General features: G+C 44.0%; 20 protein-coding genes. 9 read left to right on the forward strand and 11 right to left on the reverse strand.

What is annotated here, in order from left to right:
- Positions 1–125: 125 nt before the first annotated feature.
- From H6F56_RS05645 to H6F56_RS05680, 8 genes are all read left to right on the forward strand, one after another.
- Entirely contained in the window at positions 126–404 is a 279-nt protein-coding gene (locus H6F56_RS05645) for a hypothetical protein (RefSeq protein ID WP_190665885.1), read from the forward strand.
- Positions 405–620: 216 nt separating this feature from the next.
- Positions 621–1,184: a TetR/AcrR family transcriptional regulator gene (locus tag H6F56_RS05650; protein WP_190665886.1), complete on the forward strand. Its 564-nt coding sequence runs from the start codon at positions 621–623 to the stop codon at positions 1,182–1,184.
- Positions 1,181–2,374 (forward strand): ABC exporter membrane fusion protein, encoded by a 1,194-nt coding sequence (locus H6F56_RS05655; RefSeq protein WP_242031879.1) that lies wholly within the window; start codon positions 1,181–1,183, stop codon positions 2,372–2,374. Before H6F56_RS05650 ends, H6F56_RS05655 begins: the two co-directional genes overlap by 4 nt.
- Before the next feature lie 75 nt (positions 2,375–2,449).
- On the forward strand, positions 2,450–2,794 hold the full coding sequence (locus H6F56_RS05660; protein ID WP_190665887.1) for a DUF2834 domain-containing protein: 345 nt from the start codon (positions 2,450–2,452) through the stop codon (positions 2,792–2,794).
- Between the two features lie 79 nt (positions 2,795–2,873).
- Positions 2,874–4,040 carry an ABC transporter permease DevC gene (devC, locus tag H6F56_RS05665; protein ID WP_190665888.1) on the forward strand — a complete coding sequence of 389 codons (1,167 nt, stop codon included), beginning with the start codon at positions 2,874–2,876 and terminating at the stop codon, positions 4,038–4,040.
- A gap of 47 nt (positions 4,041–4,087) precedes the next feature.
- Positions 4,088–4,777 (forward strand): GAP family protein, encoded by a 690-nt coding sequence (locus H6F56_RS05670; RefSeq protein ID WP_190665889.1) that lies wholly within the window; start codon positions 4,088–4,090, stop codon positions 4,775–4,777.
- A gap of 34 nt (positions 4,778–4,811) precedes the next feature.
- Positions 4,812–5,555 carry a DevA family ABC transporter ATP-binding protein gene (locus H6F56_RS05675; RefSeq protein ID WP_190665890.1) on the forward strand — a complete coding sequence of 248 codons (744 nt, stop codon included), beginning with the start codon at positions 4,812–4,814 and terminating at the stop codon, positions 5,553–5,555.
- Positions 5,556–5,631: 76 nt separating this feature from the next.
- Positions 5,632–6,003: a transposase gene (locus H6F56_RS05680; protein WP_190665891.1), complete on the forward strand. Its 372-nt coding sequence runs from the start codon at positions 5,632–5,634 to the stop codon at positions 6,001–6,003.
- Positions 6,004–6,072: 69 nt separating this feature from the next.
- Here the strand turns inward: H6F56_RS05680 and H6F56_RS05685 are convergent, their stop codons facing one another.
- On the reverse strand, positions 6,073–6,699 hold the full coding sequence (locus H6F56_RS05685; RefSeq protein ID WP_190665892.1) for a PEP-CTERM sorting domain-containing protein: 627 nt from the start codon (positions 6,697–6,699) through the stop codon (positions 6,073–6,075).
- Positions 6,700–7,204: 505 nt separating this feature from the next.
- Positions 7,205–8,638: a cryptochrome/photolyase family protein gene (locus tag H6F56_RS05690; protein WP_190665893.1), complete on the reverse strand. Its 1,434-nt coding sequence runs from the start codon at positions 8,636–8,638 to the stop codon at positions 7,205–7,207.
- A 193-nt stretch (positions 8,639–8,831) separates the two neighbouring features.
- On the opposite strand from H6F56_RS05690, the gene H6F56_RS05695 reads away from it, so the two are divergent.
- Entirely contained in the window at positions 8,832–9,245 is a 414-nt protein-coding gene (locus tag H6F56_RS05695) for a TonB-dependent receptor plug domain-containing protein (RefSeq protein WP_190665894.1), read from the forward strand.
- A 33-nt stretch (positions 9,246–9,278) separates the two neighbouring features.
- Here the strand turns inward: H6F56_RS05695 and H6F56_RS05700 are convergent, their stop codons facing one another.
- The 9 genes from H6F56_RS05700 to H6F56_RS05740 form a co-directional block, all read right to left on the reverse strand.
- Complete coding sequence (locus H6F56_RS05700) at positions 9,279–10,121, reverse strand: ADP-ribosylglycohydrolase family protein (protein ID WP_190665895.1); 843 nt, start codon at positions 10,119–10,121, stop codon at positions 9,279–9,281.
- Positions 10,122–10,164: 43 nt separating this feature from the next.
- Positions 10,165–10,935, reverse strand: coding sequence for a VanW family protein (locus H6F56_RS05705; RefSeq protein WP_190665896.1), 771 nt, complete (start codon positions 10,933–10,935; stop codon positions 10,165–10,167).
- 267 nt (positions 10,936–11,202) lie between these two features.
- The gene (locus H6F56_RS05710) at positions 11,203–11,754 is read right to left on the reverse strand and encodes an NUDIX hydrolase (protein ID WP_190665897.1); all 552 of its coding nucleotides are present in this window, start codon (positions 11,752–11,754) and stop codon (positions 11,203–11,205) included.
- A 171-nt stretch (positions 11,755–11,925) separates the two neighbouring features.
- A complete protein-coding gene (locus tag H6F56_RS05715; protein ID WP_190665898.1) occupies positions 11,926–12,123 on the reverse strand; it encodes a heavy-metal-associated domain-containing protein in 198 nt (65 codons plus the stop codon).
- A 100-nt stretch (positions 12,124–12,223) separates the two neighbouring features.
- Positions 12,224–12,709, reverse strand: coding sequence for a 2-amino-4-hydroxy-6-hydroxymethyldihydropteridine diphosphokinase (gene folK / locus H6F56_RS05720; RefSeq protein WP_190665899.1), 486 nt, complete (start codon positions 12,707–12,709; stop codon positions 12,224–12,226).
- Positions 12,710–12,859: 150 nt separating this feature from the next.
- Complete coding sequence (locus tag H6F56_RS05725; RefSeq protein ID WP_309236450.1) at positions 12,860–14,794, reverse strand: iron uptake porin; 1,935 nt, start codon at positions 14,792–14,794, stop codon at positions 12,860–12,862.
- A 243-nt stretch (positions 14,795–15,037) separates the two neighbouring features.
- Positions 15,038–15,433, reverse strand: coding sequence for a glutamyl-tRNA amidotransferase (locus tag H6F56_RS05730; RefSeq protein ID WP_190665900.1), 396 nt, complete (start codon positions 15,431–15,433; stop codon positions 15,038–15,040).
- A 15-nt stretch (positions 15,434–15,448) separates the two neighbouring features.
- The gene (locus H6F56_RS05735) at positions 15,449–16,156 is read right to left on the reverse strand and encodes a cysteine hydrolase family protein (RefSeq protein WP_190665901.1); all 708 of its coding nucleotides are present in this window, start codon (positions 16,154–16,156) and stop codon (positions 15,449–15,451) included.
- A gap of 16 nt (positions 16,157–16,172) precedes the next feature.
- Complete coding sequence (locus H6F56_RS05740; RefSeq protein ID WP_190665902.1) at positions 16,173–16,544, reverse strand: cupin domain-containing protein; 372 nt, start codon at positions 16,542–16,544, stop codon at positions 16,173–16,175.
- Between the last annotated feature and the right edge of the window lie 22 nt (positions 16,545–16,566).

The following is a 16,566-nucleotide window of genomic DNA, read 5'->3' on the forward strand; positions in this document are numbered from 1 at the left end:
CAAGCTAAGCTTATCTGCCTTAAAATTAAATATCTCCCTAGAAGATAAAATCTAGGAAGCGTCAGTTCGGTTTAAGCGGCAGCAGGCAAAGCCTCGTCGCTCAACAGAGACGGCTTCTTTGGCTAGTGACAATAGGCAATCAGCCCACAGATGACATTGACAAAACCTTTGACTGGGGAGCGGTGGCGGGAACGTTCTATCCCAGAAATGTTCTTCAGTTGGTCAATAATAGAGTCAATAATTGCGCCTCAACGCAGGATCTGCTGATCGCTGAGGGACATCAGGGGATTGTTCATGTTCCGAAGGCTTCTAAACGGGCTATCGGGTGGTCAGATGTGTTGAGAACTAGGCGCTTTCAAATGTATCTATTCCACTCCTCCTTATCCCGAACTGACGTTAGCTAGCCATTCAGAGTCAATTCGATTGGAGTGGCTAGACAAAACGCGGAAGGCGGCACAGCTTTTTAGTGGATTGTTTGAGAATTAATTCAAGTAATTGATCGCAGCGTGTCGTGTTCCCTAAACCAGATACTGAAGATGACGCAAGTTGAGTGATCACGCAGTTGACTCTGTGCAACCCTTAAGTTACATTAAATAACGGTTGCCCGATATAAAATATAGATGCCGAAGATTGTTGACCATGAGCAATATCGCAAAGAGTTGCTCCACAAGTGCTTTGACCTGTTTGCACAGAAAGGATACGCTTCCATCACAACTCGACAGGTTGCTAAAGAATTGGGCGTATCAACCGGAACACTCTACTACTACTTCCCACGCAAGGAGGATATGTTTGAGCAACTGGTTGAAGAAATGAGTCAAGAGTATCTTCAAATCTTCGCCAGCGAATTAAAAGACGGGCAAACGCGATCAGAGCGCTTTGAGGCACTTGCCAACTTCGCAGTCAAGTATGAAGACCGTTTGATTAAAGAAATCTGTATGATGGTTGATTTTTGTCAACAGCAGGGTATTGAGGCAGTTCGCAATAATGCTGTCCTTGCACGAATCAGACACCGAAACAAGCAAGCTTTTGCCGACTTGTTTAGAATTCCAGACCCAGCCCTTGCAGACTTTGTGATGATTCAACTTATGGGCTTGATGCTGGCCCGTATGGAAGACAATCACATCCCAATCTTTGAGCAAGTCACGCTACTTGGAAAAATATTGACTACTTACCTAGGAAGATGAAGAACTCTATGATCCTGCAACGGCTAAAGCCTCTTAATCGGTGGATGATCGCACTTATTGTTTCGGGAATTGCCATCACAGGTGGCTCACTCTACTACAGCATTTCTGAGTTTGGACAGAAGCCGGTCGAACCTGTGGCACCTGCACCCACTATTGAGCCAATCACAGCGTTGGGGCGACTAGAACCCGCATCAGAAGTAGTGCGAGTGGCTGCCCCAGCGACGCTAAATAATGATCGCGTTGCTCAACTGCTAGTTAAGCGAGGTGATCGCGTTCAGGTAAGTCAGGAAATTGCGATTCTTGATAGTCGCGAAAGGCTGCAAACAGCTTTACTTGAGGCGCAGGAGCGAGTTAGCACAGCTCAAGCAAAACTAGCTCAAGTCAAAGCAGGAGCAAAATCTGGGGAAATTGCAGCTCAGCAAGCCGAAATTACTCGTCTTGAAGAAGAGTTGCAGGGCGAAATAGCGACTCAAACGGCTGTTATTGCTCGTCGGCAATCCGAGGTTAACGGCGCACAAGCCGACTATAACCGCTACCTAATGTTGTATCAGGAAGGAGCGATCGCAGCTTCCAACCTCGACCAAAGGCGGCTTACATTGGAAACTGCTCAAGCACAACTCAACGAAGTCAAATCTAATCGGAACCGCACGGCTGACACATTGCGTGCCCAAATCAATGGAGCCAGAGCCACGCTAAACCAGATTGCCGAAGTTCGCCCTGAAGATGTCCGGGTGGCGCAAACGGAGATAAACCAGGCACTTGCAGCAGTTAAACGGGCTGAGGCTGAGTTGAAGGAGGCAACCATTCGCGCACCGATCGCAGGGCAAGTTCTGGAAGTTTACACCCAATCCGGTGAGGCGATCGCTGACGAAGGCATTGTTGACCTGGGAAAGACTGACCCAATGGAAGTGGTTGCAGAAATTTACCAGAGCGACATTGCCAAGATTCGCAGTGGTCAATCAGCGATCATTACTGGTGAAGGGATTTCTGGAGAACTGCGGGGAACCGTTCGTCAACTTGGGTTGCAAGTCAGCCAGCAAAAAGTCTTCAGCAATCAGCCTGGACAGAACCTTGATCGCCGCGTCGTAGAAGTCAGAATTCGCCTCAATTCAAAGGATAGTCAACAAGTGGCAAGCCTAACTAACTTGCAGGTACAGGTAGCCATTCAACCGGAAATGAGTTTGAACTAAAACATAACGGTCGCCCGATATCTAAAATTTTTGCTTACGTGTCATCAGAAAAACCTACACCAGGAAATTACTACTATGCTTCAAGGCACCTATCTGATTCTTTGCATTCTGGGAATTGCTTTACCCTACTCCCAATTCATCCCATTTATGCTGGAAAACGGACTTGATTTGGAACGTTTCTTTGAGCAGCTTTTTATCAATCGAATTTCTGCGTTCTTTGGTATGGATGTCGTAGTCTCATCTCTTGTTCTGTGGATATTTGTGTGGTCTGAAGGTTCACGGCTCAAGATGAAAAACTTGTGGGTTTACATTGCAAGTAATTTATTTTTTGGTGTTTCGTTAGCGCTACCTCTATTTCTACTGCTGCGGCAACGCAAGCTCGAAGAAACCACTTACTTAGATCAAATAGTTCAGTCTTAAACACGCTCCTGCTTTAACCAATTTCTCAGTTATTGTCTGTTCTCCAACTTTATACTTTCTTGGCTCAAATACTCAACTTATGTTGCGTAAACTACTTCGCAAAACACCTCTGGCATGGTTACAGGTAAAGCGAGAAAAAACTCGCCTCTTTGTTGCCTTAGCTGGAATTGGCTTCGCCGATATCCTGATGTTTTTCCAGCTTGGACTGATGGAGTCTGCCTATGTTTCTGCTACGGGGATGCACTATAGGCTACAGGGCAACCTGTTCTTGCTAAATTCTCTATCTGATAACGTGCAGACCATCAAACCCTTCTCGCGCTCTAGGCTATTTCAAGCAGCAGGCACAGATGGAGTCGCTGCCATCAACTCTCTCTATCTAGGAATCGGAAGATGGCGTAATCCTGCTAATCGAACCTTCTGGCAGGTACAAATCTATGGTTTCAACCCCAGTAACCCAGCAATGGATGTGCCAGATGCTGCACCTGAATTGAATAAACTCAAGATGTTGAATTATGTACTTTATGACCAGGCAGCGCGACCCGATCTGGGTAATGTTGCTAGTCAACTTCAGCAATCTAAACCGCTTCCAGCTCAACTGAATGACTTACAAATTCAAGTCACTGGTGTCTTCACAATGGGAGCTTCTTTCTCAGCTGATGGCAATTTGATTGTTAGTGACTCTACTTTCTTGCGTCTGTTTCCAGAACGCCGAGCAGATGATATCGATGTCGGTCTAATTACGCTGAAGCCGGGTGCAGATATCAAGCAAGTGCAAGTAAATATAAAAGCCAAATTGCCGGATGATGTGCTGGTCCTGACCAAAGAGGAATTTATCCAACGGGAGAGAAACTATTGGAGTCAAGTTAGTCCCATCGGCGTTATCTTTGGCTTTGGAACTATCGTAGGCTTTTTGGTGGGGACGGTAATTGTTTATCAGATTCTTTACTCTGATGTTTCAGATCACCTGCCCGAATACGCCACGCTTAAAGCAATGGGCTACGGTGATCGCTTCCTAGTAGGAATTTTGCTTCAAGAAGCTTTGATTCTAGCAATCCTGGGTTTTATTCCGGGATTTGCGATTTCACTTGGGCTTTACGGACTAATAGCACAAGCGACGCTACTTCCCGTCAAAATGACGCTTGAGCGTCTGGTACTCGTGTTGTCTTTGACGCTTGTGATGTGTATTGCGTCGGGAGCGCTCGCAATGAGGAAATTACAGTCTGCTGACCCAGCTGATATTTTCTAACTTCACACGATCAATAACCTTAACCCTTCATACAAAACCCTGATGTAATGGTGAATACGTTTATAGCTCCTCTTGTCGCGCTCGCCGCACTTGATAGCCTCAATCCAACGGCAACGGCAATTCAGGTTTACCTGCTCAGTACTCCAAAACCTATTGTACGGTCCGTGTTATTTATCCTTGGTGTCTTTTTGGCATATTGGACGGCTGGGTTGCTCATCGTTCTTGGTTTTGGCAAGGTAATTACAACCTTGATGAGCAGTGCAGGTTCATTTTTGTCAAACCCAATTATCTATGTCCTCCAATTCATCATTGGCGCTGTGATGCTTGCGGTTGGCTGGACACTAAACACAGCTAACGAGCAGAAAGCTGTAAAACATCCGAAAAATCTCAAACCGACTTATACGTTTTTACTCGGGCTTGGCGTAACGATCTGGGAATTTCCAACTGCGCTTCCCTATCTAGCTGCGCTCGAACGAGTGATTCAAGCAAGACTAGATCTACTCTCGATCATGAGTGTTCTGGGTCTCTACAACGTGGTTTTTGTTTTCCCTTTGGTTATTTTGCTGGGGATTTACATCGTATTTCAAGAGTCAGCTACAGGTCAACTGAATGGTATCAACCGCTCAATTAACAAGTTCGCACCTAAAATTTTGCGCGTCGTTTTAATTTGCCTTGGTGCAGTCCTCATCTTTGATTGCATTGCCTACTTGTTTTGTCATCCTTTTTTGCCTTCGTAGTTCAAACGATTACCTTAATTCTAACTAAGTCACTATGCCTACTTTAAACTCCTTAAATTTTACTCAGTTTTCAAGCACTAAACCTGTTATTTCTATCCATCAACTCAATCACTATTTTGGTGAGGGAGAATTACGAAAACAAGCACTATTTGACATCAATCTCGACATCCATTCTGGAGAAATTGTAATTATGACTGGCCCCTCGGGTTCTGGCAAAACGACATTACTAACACTAATGGGAGGCTTGCGTTCTGCACAAGAAGGTAGCCTGAAAATCCTGGGACAAGAGATGAATGGAGCGAGTAAAAACGAGATGAGGGTAGTGCGACAGCAAATTGGCTATATTTTCCAGGCACACAACCTGTTGACTTTCCTCACAGCTAAGCAGAATGTGCGAATGTCCCTAGAGCTACATGATCGCTATCTAGACCAAAATATGGATGAGATAGCAACCGATATTCTCAAGACAGTTGGTTTAGGAAATCGTGTTGATTATTACGCCGATAATCTATCTGGAGGACAAAAGCAACGGGTTGCTATCGCGCGTGCTTTGGTGAGTCATCCGAAAATTGTTCTAGCAGACGAACCTACCGCTGCACTGGATAAAAAATCAGGTCGAGATGTAGTAGAAATGATGCAGAAATTGGCAAAGGAACAAGGCGGCACTATTTTGCTAGTGACGCATGATAATCGGATTTTGGATATTGCTGATCGCATTGTTTATATGGAAGATGGTCGCTTGGCCGCCAACCCTGATGCTGTTGCACTTGTGGAATAGCGCTCAATAAGCGAAAGCGCTCACTATTCACTATCTAACCCACATTCCGCCCTTTCAACTGTCACAGTCGATAATTTTGACCTCATCGCCTAGCAATAAACCTCAACTCCTCCAACACCTCTTCGGTAAGGTGTTTGGTGAGCGGGGGTACTTGTCACAGAAATTGGCAGGGCAGTTAGGGCAGCAATCCGGGATTCAACTGGTCACTAAGCTCAAGCGGAACATGAACAATCCCCTAATGTCCCTCAGCGATCAGCAGATCCTGCGTCGAAGCGCAATTATTGACTCTATTATCGATCAACTGAAGAACATTTCTGGGATAGAACATTCCCGCCACCGCTCCCCAGTCAAGGGCTTTGTCAATGTCATCTGTGGGCTGATTGCCTATTGTCACCAGCCCAAGAAGCCGTCTCTGTTGAGCGACGAGGCTTTGCCTACTGCCGCTTAAACCGAACTGACGTTAAGAAGATATTGAGATTGGGATGCCGGCAAATCTATTTGAGGAGAATTTAAATTTTTAACCGGCTTTGATTGTCATCTGCCGTTTGCGGCGTGCTGCTAGCAATCCTCCAACACCCACAATACTGCCAAAAACGGTGAAAGGTTCGGGAACTTCTTCTGATTTTACAACGGGTTCTGCGTCCCAGCAATTGATACTATCAAGTCCCAGGTCAAGTCCCAAACCAGAAAAAGGATTTGTCCCGGCACTAGCACTGCCGGTTGAGAGCGCTCCAGCAACAGTGGACAGAGGATTTATAGAAAAAGAAGCTTTCCCTAAAACACCGCTTCCTACAATCGGTGTTCCTTTAGGAGCGAGCAAACCACCCCAAAATGTTGTAGGAGATTGAGAAACTAAAAACCCCGCTAAAGTTGGCTTACCGGAAGCACCGCTGATAAAGCCACCAATACCCGACAAACCGCTTACGGCACCTTTGATAAATTTGCTGCCAGAGAAAGAGAAGTTTGTTACAGATCCCAAAGTTGCAGGAGTGGAAGTGTTTAACAAAAAGGAGCCACTTCCCCCACCCTTCGTTGTAAAAGAAAAGTTGAATGCTGCTTCAGCCGGCGCACACACTGATCCAATTGCTAGAACTGCTGCTCCTGCTGTAGCCAATGTTAATTTAGTCAATAATTGTGATGCCATATTAAAACTTTCCTGTTGATGGTTAAAAAAGAAAAGACTGGCGACACTCGCCCAATCTTCAAGACTGTGTAATGTCAGAGCAGCAGCGCTCACACTAGAACATTTTTCAGTGGGATGCCGGCAGATTAGGCCAATTGCTACTTTGAAACAGCAAGCTCGACAGCGCTAATAAGTAGTTTTACTCTCTAGCGTTCAGCAGCAATTTGGTGTCTTGTGTAAATTTACTCGCCAGACTCAGCCACAGGCAATAGCTGGTGCTATGTTTTTACAAAAACATTACATTTGTAGAGCTTGTTTAATGAAATTGTAAAGACGGGCACTCTTAGAGGGGGCAAGAGTTAGTTTAAATACATAGGATTGCCCCAAAGAGAGACCTGATTTAATAGGCTGTGTAATTATTGATAAGCCGGAGTCAATTTAGCTTTATTTTTATGCCGGCAAAATGTTGAAAAATTATACTTCATTTCCGCTCAAGCAGCCGGCATTCTTCAAAATAATTAATATTTCAGGCTTTCTGCTGTGCAAACAATTCCTTAAACCTGCGCTGTTGTTGATTGTGATCCACAATAGGAGCGGGATAACCAACAGCTTGGCGTTCCACCGGCGTAATTTTTCCACTCAGCAACGCGGCGGTATCTACACCGGCTAATTCTGGAATCCATTGCCGGATATATTCACCATCGGGATCGTATTTTTGCGCTTGCGTGGCTGGGTTGAAAATCCGCAAAGGTTTGGGGTCCATGCCACTCGATGCACTCCACTGCCAACCGCCATTATTTGCAGAAACATCGCCGTCATAAAGTTTTTGCATGAAGTATTTTTCTCCCCTTTGCCAGTTAATAATTAAGTCTTTTGTAAGGAAACTGGCAACAATCATGCGGCAGCGGTTGTGCATCCAGGCAGTTTGATTCATTTGACGCATTGCCGCATCAACAATGGGGTAGCCGGTTCTGCCTTCACACCAAGCTTGGAAACGCTCATCGTTCTCATCGTCATCCCAAGGAAAGTCTTTAAAAGGCTGACGATAAGGGCCGGCAGCTAATTCGGGAAAATTATACATCGCGTGTTGATAAAATTCTCGCCATGCGAGTTCTTGTTGCCAAGTTTGGACGCCGGCACACGCTTCATCACTGGCACATCCTTGCATTACAGTATCGGTTGCCGCCCAAACGCTGCGAATACCAATCGCACCAAATTTAAGGGCAGCACTTAGGGTAGAAGTGCCCTCAACGCCTGGAAAATTACGCTGTTCTTGATATCCATAAATTGCCTTTTGGCAAAATTCTTCCAGTTTTTCTTGCGCCGGCTTCTCTCCCGGTTCTAGTAACAGAGGGTTATCCCAAATAAAGCCTAAATCTTTGGCACTAGGAAGTGTGCCGGCACCAGCATTTTTTGCGGCTTCCTCTTCACTTACAGTTAAATTTTCAGCAGCTTGCAGTAATTCTGCCGGCTCGGCTTTCGGTTTGCTCACCCAATTTTTCCAGAAAGGTGTGTAAACCGTATAGCGCTGTCCTAAACCCGTGCGAATCTCCTCTGGTGCGTGTAAGATTTGATCCCAAAAATTATGTACTTGAATGCCTTTTTCTTGGAGGGCATTTTTAACCGTGAGATCGCGTTCTTGAGAATACGGTTCGACATCCCAATTCCAGAAAACCGCTTTAGCATTGAGTGCGGATGCCAGTGCTGGGATCGCTCGCTCTGGCTGAGCTTGCAGGATTAATAATTGGCTGCCGGCTTTTGCATAACGCTGCTGAAGTGATTGCAAACAGCCTATCATGTAAGTAACGCGTGCCGGCGCGACATCCCCTGGTTTGAGAATATTGGGATCGAGGCAAAAAACACCCACGACTTTCGGAGTTTGCTGCCGTGCTGCTGCCAGTCCGATATTGTCAGAAATGCGTAAATCTCGCCGGTGCCAAAATAGAATTAAGTCAGACATTGATTCTCAAATTTCTACAACTGTTTTTAAACGTTCTAGGGACGCAGAGGATGATTTTAAGCAGCCCAAAGTTTGCGTCCTTTACGTTTAAAAGTTTCCACTTCTGCCACCATAAAGGCTGGGGATATTAGTGGAGATCGGTCTTTCGGATGTTTTTTTCTGATTCGCTTTACTTTAAATTAAACTGATTGGTATGTCCAGAAATTTTGTATTCGCAGTGTGGGTGGCTAGCGCTCTTGCGGTTTTAGCGGCAGATGTGAGTGTTGCCGGTGACGCATCTCTCAGCGTCGCTCAAGGAGTTGGCAGCGCCTCTTGTCTGACGGAACGGTTTGACAAAGTGCCGCGCTCAGTAACCGTTATTACACGCTCACAAATTCAACAACAAACCGCCTTGACACGGGACATGAATCAAATTCTCTACCGGCTGGTTCCGGGTTTTGGCTTTTCTGCACGAAACACTCGTTTTTCAAGAAGTGCTTTGCGAGGTAAGCAGCCTTCTGTGTTAGTTGATGGTGTTCCCTTATCTATCGATCCAAGAAATATCGAGCCGGCCACCATTGAGCGAATTGAAGTTATTCCTAATCCCAATAATCGGTGTCGATTTTAAATAATTTGAATGTTGCCGGCATCGAATGGAAGTTTATTTTACCAAACTCATCAAATGTCTGTCTAAATCGATCAAATAATCTCTACCATAAGGGCCATTTTCTAAGCCAGCAATCAGATGATCCGGAAGATCCTGCGCAATTTCCACACTACAGGAGCCGGCTGCTAATGCAATTGTTGCCACCGTATCCACATCACCTGTAAAGGCAATACAATCTTTTAAAAGTTCGCTCATGCTGTCATTTCGCATCACGGCGGTAATCGCTGCTCTGACGCTCATCCAGCCTTTTGAACCGACCTTTTGCTGCCACGGTTCTCCCCATTGATAACCGGCAACCTGAGTTTCAAGAAATGTTCCTAAGTTGCTTTTTTCTCCTAGCTGGTAAATGAAATAATGTGACATCAAAGCAGATGCAATAGCAGCATTAATTCCATCGGGTGTATTATGAGTAATAGCCGCCTGAATTGTGGCAGCTTCGATGACTTTTTCGACTGTAGGAAATACTCCAATCGGGCCGGCACGCATTGACGCTCCGCTTTTATCACTTGTCCAATTAATTTGCTCTAAAAATTGATTACCGTCTTGAATGCCTAACAAAAATTGATAAAATCTGCCGGCATAGCCTTCTCGTTCATCGCGTTTAAAGGCTGTAACAAATGCTTGTGCTAAAACTTCGGGTGTCCAGGGTTTTTGAGAAACAATGGTTTCGGCAATGGCAATGCTCATTTGGGTGTCATCTGTGTAGCACCCTGGAATTAACGGGTGACGAGGATTCTGTATATACCGGCCCAAATTATTGTATTGATCAATGATTTCTTGGTCTGCATATTCAAAACCGGCACCGTAGGCATCTCCAACTGCTAGCTCAAGCAACATAGATTTTTATGTGTTTATAAAAAAGTTAGTTCTGAGATCGATATCAACTGTCTGCCGACTGTAATTCTTGTTTTTGAGGAACAGGTTGTATTTTGTAAATCGCTGTAGCCACTTCTTGAAAAACAAAGTTATTTAGCTCATAACGCACTGTATCAACTCGTACTCCATCTGCCAAAGGTTGATGAATAAACTCAATTCTGTATTCTAGAATCGGCTCGGCAGCACATAACATTGCCGTAATTGCGTTTTCTTGTACTTGAAATCGAAAGCAAATGGGAAACAGCAAATTATTTTGCAATCGCAAATCCTTATAACCGTACACAACTGTTGCATCCGAACCTAAAGGTGCGAAGCGAGTTTTATCTGTATAAATATCCTGAGAGTGAGAGGCTCTTTCAAGAACGGATAAGCCGGCTTTCAACGCTAATAAATATAACAGTCCGGATAACTGACACAAACCTCCCCCATAACTAGCTTTCAGTTCATTTTGAACTAAAGTGCGACCGATAACATAACCTCTAGATTTGTTAGGGTTGCCAACCAAATGCCAAAATGACAAGATTTCTCCTGGCTGGATTGTTAAATTATCAACTTGCTGAATCGCTAATTTTAGGTTATGAATTTTATTAGCAGAAAATTCATTAGAATAAATCGGTTGAGTAATCACAATTTGCGAATTAAAACTTGTGCCTTGCTCAACCCTATGATTAGAATAACTAACAAACCTAGCGCTACGCCCTGTTACAGCATCGATTAACTTTCTATGGCAGATTTTGATATAAAGACGCAGACGGGGTGGAAGCAAATTTTTCATATTAAAATAGTAGAGGCTTTAGCGCAGCGTGCCCTCTAGGCACAGCATATCGAGCGCAATCGCTTAAGGATTGAACCAAAAATTTGATGCCCCCCTATCTCAAGAGGACACGCTGCGCTACAGATATTTAAACTGAAATAAGATGCACACAGTTCAAGGCTCTACAGGTTGTTAATAGCCTTGACGACAATAAGCGCATTGAATTCCGAGCGGAACTAAAAATAATTTAGCATCAAGCGAGCTGAGCGGGCGAGAGAGAAATATTTCTTATAAATTCAAAAACGGACGAGCTAGGAAAAAGCTAGAAATCGATTTCGCATCCACCGGCTCTCCTGCCCAAATCGCTTGATCCAATTCTTGAGGCGTCATTAAGACTGTTTCCATATCTTCGTCATCATCTTGATCTGGAGGAGTTTCTAGCAGTTCCAAATCTTGAGCGAGAAACGCATAAATAATTTCATCTGAATAGCCAGGGGCGAGAAAAAATTCCCCTAATTTTTGCCATTTATGAGCGCGATAGCCGGTTTCTTCTTCAATTTCACGCTCAATTGTTTTAGCAGGATCTTCATTCGGTTCAATCGTGCCGGCGGGGAACTCTAAGAGCCGGCCTTGAACAGCAAAGCGATACTGACGCAGCAACACCAATTTCCCCTCTGGCGTCACCGGCACCGCTAGCGCACCGCCCGGATGACGGATACATTCCCAATCGCCCTCCACCCCATTTGGCAGACGCAATGTCGTCACATCAAAATTAAATTTGCGACCTTGATAGGCGAGACGTTGTTTTAAAACTTCGGGCGGTTCTTGGCCTAGAGGCATAATCGTTTTTAAGTTTTAGAGTTTTGATTTTTGATTGAAAGTTAACGGCGTGCCAAAAACTTTTGACAACGAATCTCGCAAAAAAAGCTAAACTTTTAACCCCTTTAGAGAAGCGATCACTCTATCTTCGCTATTGTTAAAAAGTGAGTGATCGCTTCTGCTTATATTGCTTTACTCTTGCACTTTATGTCCAATGGCAGTGATAGCCTGTTTAAATGACTCTTCTGCAGCTTGCGAGTCCAAAGTTACTGTCTTGCCGGGTACATCCACTTCTATGCTTGCATCTGGATCGATCGTTTTAATCGCTTCGGTGATGCTGTCCGCGCAACCTTGGCAAACTATTGAAGGAACGTTTAATTTTAGTGCCATACTTCAACCTTGTTAATGTACTAATTCTTATTTTCAACCTTGATGGCTCTGCTGGCTATCAGCCGCCAGGAAGAATTTGTTTGATCCCAGATGAGTGAGCTTAAAGCCGGCAGACTCCTCCACAGTCTAATGCGTGAAGCAGTTGTACGATCGCTTTCCCTGAAATTGGCTCCACCCAATCTGGAGCAATTTCAGCCAACGGCACCAGTACAAACGCCCGTTCTCTCATGCGCGGGTGAGGCAATTCTAGCGTTGGCGTGTCCAAAATTAAATTATCAAATAATAGTACATCTAGATCGAGGGTTCTGGGACCCCATCGTTCCCTGCGAACCCGTCCAAATTTAGCTTCAATAGCTAGCAAGGTTTCTAACAATTCTTGCGGTGTAAGTTGCACGCGCAGCAACGCACAGCCATTGAGATAAGCCGGTTGTGGAGGACCCACCGGCACGGTTTTATACCAGCTAGATTGACGTTCTAAAGTAATCCCTGGAGTGTTGCCAAGAATTTTGATAGCAGCTTCAAGAGTTTTGCTGCAGTCGCCAAGATTGCTGCCAAGCGCGATGGCGCAGCGTGCAGGTTTTTCCAATCGATTTAATTTTTCGAGTGAGACTATTTACTTTGAGCTTATTTTTGAAAGGTTAAAAGTAGCAAGCAGGCATCTCTTGAGCCGATGCTGTTGATATGCCGTGCTTCTTAACCAATCGTACTACTTGATTATCTCTTAAGCAAGCCCAACTTAAAAACTAAACTGGGTGCGGAGGTTACCAATAAAAATAGTTGGGTTATCATCGAAATTATTTGGATTTCCAATAACATAAAAAGCTGGAACAACCGCAATGTTATCTGTAATGGGAAGGAAATAACTCGCTTCGATTTCGTACTGAGTGCCGCCATTTCCGCCCCCGGCAGCTAGAAAGTCGCGCCCATCTAAAACATCAAAAGGAATCAGAAAAGATAGAGTTCCCAGCGCTCCTTGCCGACCTAGATCGGGAAAAGCAAAGCCAAATTGAAAAGCTTGAGCGTTAACTTCTCCACTCGGACGACCCGACGTGGTTGGCTCTATATTGGTACTGCCATAACTATAACGCCCAAAAAGACCAAAGCCACGAGTAACCAGCCAGTCAAAGTTAATGCCAAAAGTATCGGCACTAGCATTTTCAATTGAGCCACCAAAGCCATCATCAGCAACGCCATAAATTGGCTCTCCAGTCGCCCCGCCAACGCCAAAGCCAGTTAAATTACCATTTTCATCAAAAATGGGGACATTTGCATCAATTTTGGAGCGGGTGTAGTTCAAGCGAATGTTTGCTCTGTCGCTGGGAGAAAAAATGACCTCAGCCGTTAGTGTGTTCGTGGCATTAAAAAATCCTTCATTTGGATCGGATGCCGTATCAAAAAAAGCAGTAGGTAAATACTCATTACTTTCCGCCAGATAGCCAAAGCGAAACTTAAATTGCTTGCTCATGTCTAAGAGAACAACTGCACCTGCACCCCGATCAATTGTATTAGATAGAGTGCTGCTAATCGAGTTAAAACTACCTGCACCTGTCAAGAAAAAGGTAAACGCATTGTTATCAAAGTAGCGATACCAATTAATACGTGGGCCGACAACAAGTCGAATTTTATCAAGTACGGGAAATTCATAAAATAATTCCCGCAAAACTACTTCACCTGAGCCAACATTTGGCCCTGCCGTTTGGTCAGTATAAGGGGCACCGAATGTGTTGTAAAGGCCGGCAGACGCCAACGCATTCGCCGGTGAGTTACCATTACCAACAGCTAGCTGAGTCACTAAACTATCTTTACCCGTAAAAGAAGTTTGAAGCGTCAACCACACCAAATTACTAAAAGTGGTTGCCGGCTCCTCATCGGTTGTTTGAATAATGGGTCGGTTGGTCACTGAATTTCGCCCTGCCGGCCGAATTTCCAGCGGCGATCCTAAATCTGTTGTTTCAATTTGAAGCGTGTCGCCGAAACTCGCTTTAGTAACATTAAAGAAAGCTAAACCAGAAAGCTTAGTTATTGTGGAAAATTGATTCGATTCTAACTCAATAGTACGAGCTTCTAAGGCGTCTACCCGACCTCGTAAGGTAGCGAGTTCTACCTGAAATTCTTCTTGCAAGCGCTGCAAGATAGCTAAATCTTCTTTTGTGGCAAAATCACCATCTTGCCCAATTAATCCGACAATGACTTCCAGACACGCATTTAAGCCGGCAGCAAACTCATATCGAGTTAGGGCGCGGTTTCCCCTGAATGTTCCATCTGGATAGCCGGCAATACAACCGTAGCGTTCAACCAAGTTTTGCAATGCTTGAAAAGCCCAATCGGTCGGCTGGACATCTGTTAATTGCGAAACAGAAGTTACTTGCTCCATTGAGTCATTTTCTTCGACTTCCAAGCCAGAACTGCTTAAAACACGGACTTCATTAAATTTTTGTTCGGGTGAAGGCGTAAAAGTGCTGGTAACGTCATCGGTTTCCACTTCCACCTGAGTTAATAAACTTGCCTCATCAAGCCTCAGTTGCTTATGTAAAAGAGGAAAAGTGTTTAAAACTTCCTCTGCACTTGCCTGAAGTTGTCCCCAGCAAATTAAATGACTGAAGACAAATAAAGATAAACAAGAAGTTTTTAGAGGTACATTCCAAATTTGATAAATCTGTGCAACTTTCACAAGAGATCCTCACACTTAATCGCTACTAAATCATTATGAAGGCGGATGTTATCAATAATATAATATTAAAAGTTAATGTTCATAATATTAATTATAAATTCGCATTTGTTAACATTTTAAATTCAAAATGCTTTTTTGTTTAAGTTGAGGTAAATATTCTTAATTTTATTTTATAAATATTTTGTAGTAGTCTGTAACTATCTGAATTATTAATGCCAATTGGAGGTTAAGTTTTACTTAAAATTACAGTTTTTTCGCTGGTAAATTCGCAATATAAGCTCGCCAACCGCCCCACTCAGTAATCTCCTGCTTGCCCTCGCATAAGAAAGCTTCTCCTAAAACTCCTAACACCTCTTCTCCATCTAAAAGAAGAAGTTTACCCACACACAACCCAGCTGGCTCTTGTAATAAAATCTGAGTGAGATTGTTAGTCGGTATTGCCCAAATTTCAACACAAATAGAGCCTCCACCTATTTTGACTTTCATCATAGCAGGGTGGCGATCTTCAATTGACCAAAGACGATAAGCGGGTTCTGTTAAAGTTTCTTTAATAAAAGTCGCGCCGGCATTCAGTAAATTTTCGTTCAGCTCTAACCCGCGCATCAAGGTGCCATTCACCGCTAAGCTTACGGTTTGCATAAAAATATTGGCCTGCTAAACTATAGAAATGACTGGAGTTACTACTGTTTTGTAAGTTTTTTCTAAAGCGTGAATAACTGACTCAGTTTTTCCAGTCCAACCCACAATTCCTCCTTGAGCGCGAATCATTTCTAAAGTAGATTGTTTAAATTTTGAAAAATAGCTTTCAGTGGCATCCTCGACCAACAAACACTCAAATCCCCGATCATTTGCCTCTCGCATGGTTGTCTGAACGCAAACCTCAGTAGTTACTCCAGTTACAATTAAATGAGTGATTTCTTTTTCGCGCAAGAGAGATTCTAAAGGAGTGTTAAAAAAAGCGCCTTTCCCTGGTTTTGGTATTATGGTTTCGCCCGGTAAAGGTTCTAACTCCGGGATAATTGCATTGCCGGCTTCACCGAGAATTAAAATGCGTCCCATCGGGCCAACATCGCCAATTTTCAACTGGCTTTTCCCACGAAGAAGTTTAGCCGACGGACAATCAGATAAATCGGGCTGATGTCCTTCAATTGTTTGAAAAACCGGCAACTTGCACGCGCGAAATATTTCTAGTAATTGCTTAACACTTGGGACAATTGCTTGAAGCCTGCTGACATCATTTCCTAAAGCATCGCCAAAACCTCCAGGTTCTAAAAAGTCTCGCTGCATATCGATAATTAACAGCGCTATATTACCATTTAAAGGAAGTTCGTAATCGTAAGGTTGAGCAGCGATGAAAACCATATTTACTAACTCATTGCTATTGGTCACTAAATGATAGCGAAATCGGTTTTTCCCAAATGGCTAAAACAATGCAGCCAGCTCGGCTTTTAACACTGTGTTGACTGCCGGGTGAATTAATCACAAGCGTGCCGGCTTCATGTTCACCATTTCCATCGGTTTGTGAGCCAGAAATTACAAAAATGTGTTCAAAGCCGATATGCTCATGCCTAGGAACACTTGCTTCCGGTTGGTAGCGGAGTAGCGCCGCAGCAGATCCTTCTTCACCATTCCCATAAAGCGGGTAGATATCAACCCCTGGACGAAAAGGTTGCCAGGGTAACTCATCCTGTCGTGAAGCAATATTGATTAAATCTTTGAGAATTAAAGCCGGCTCATGCTGTTCAGTCATAAACTTTGCTACCTAATTGCTA

Source organism: Microcoleus sp. FACHB-672 (genome assembly GCF_014695725.1).
Lineage (GTDB): Bacteria > Cyanobacteriota > Cyanobacteriia > Cyanobacteriales > Oscillatoriaceae > FACHB-68.

Bases quoted from the DNA above. Each gene is read 5' to 3' on its own strand.
- H6F56_RS05685 (WP_190665892.1), bottom strand. From the start codon at position 6,699: ATGGCATCACAATTATTGACTAAATTAACATTGGCTACAGCAGGAGCA.
- H6F56_RS05700 (WP_190665895.1), bottom strand. From the start codon at position 10,121: ATGTTGCTTGAGCTAGCAGTTGGAGATGCCTACGGTGCCGGTTTTGAA.
- H6F56_RS05690 (WP_190665893.1), bottom strand. From the start codon at position 8,638: ATGTCTGACTTAATTCTATTTTGGCACCGGCGAGATTTACGCATTTCT.
- H6F56_RS05695 (WP_190665894.1), top strand. From the start codon at position 8,832: ATGTCCAGAAATTTTGTATTCGCAGTGTGGGTGGCTAGCGCTCTTGCG.
- H6F56_RS05730 (WP_190665900.1), bottom strand. From the start codon at position 15,433: ATGCAAACCGTAAGCTTAGCGGTGAATGGCACCTTGATGCGCGGGTTA.
- H6F56_RS05715 (WP_190665898.1), bottom strand. From the start codon at position 12,123: ATGGCACTAAAATTAAACGTTCCTTCAATAGTTTGCCAAGGTTGCGCG.
- devC (WP_190665888.1), top strand. From the start codon at position 2,874: ATGTTGCGTAAACTACTTCGCAAAACACCTCTGGCATGGTTACAGGTA.
- H6F56_RS05670 (WP_190665889.1), top strand. From the start codon at position 4,088: ATGGTGAATACGTTTATAGCTCCTCTTGTCGCGCTCGCCGCACTTGAT.
- H6F56_RS05675 (WP_190665890.1), top strand. From the start codon at position 4,812: ATGCCTACTTTAAACTCCTTAAATTTTACTCAGTTTTCAAGCACTAAA.
- H6F56_RS05705 (WP_190665896.1), bottom strand. From the start codon at position 10,935: ATGAAAAATTTGCTTCCACCCCGTCTGCGTCTTTATATCAAAATCTGC.
- H6F56_RS05650 (WP_190665886.1), top strand. From the start codon at position 621: ATGCCGAAGATTGTTGACCATGAGCAATATCGCAAAGAGTTGCTCCAC.
- H6F56_RS05740 (WP_190665902.1), bottom strand. From the start codon at position 16,544: ATGACTGAACAGCATGAGCCGGCTTTAATTCTCAAAGATTTAATCAAT.
- H6F56_RS05660 (WP_190665887.1), top strand. From the start codon at position 2,450: ATGCTTCAAGGCACCTATCTGATTCTTTGCATTCTGGGAATTGCTTTA.
- H6F56_RS05655 (WP_242031879.1), top strand. From the start codon at position 1,181: ATGAAGAACTCTATGATCCTGCAACGGCTAAAGCCTCTTAATCGGTGG.
- H6F56_RS05710 (WP_190665897.1), bottom strand. From the start codon at position 11,754: ATGCCTCTAGGCCAAGAACCGCCCGAAGTTTTAAAACAACGTCTCGCC.
- H6F56_RS05735 (WP_190665901.1), bottom strand. From the start codon at position 16,156: ATGGTTTTCATCGCTGCTCAACCTTACGATTACGAACTTCCTTTAAAT.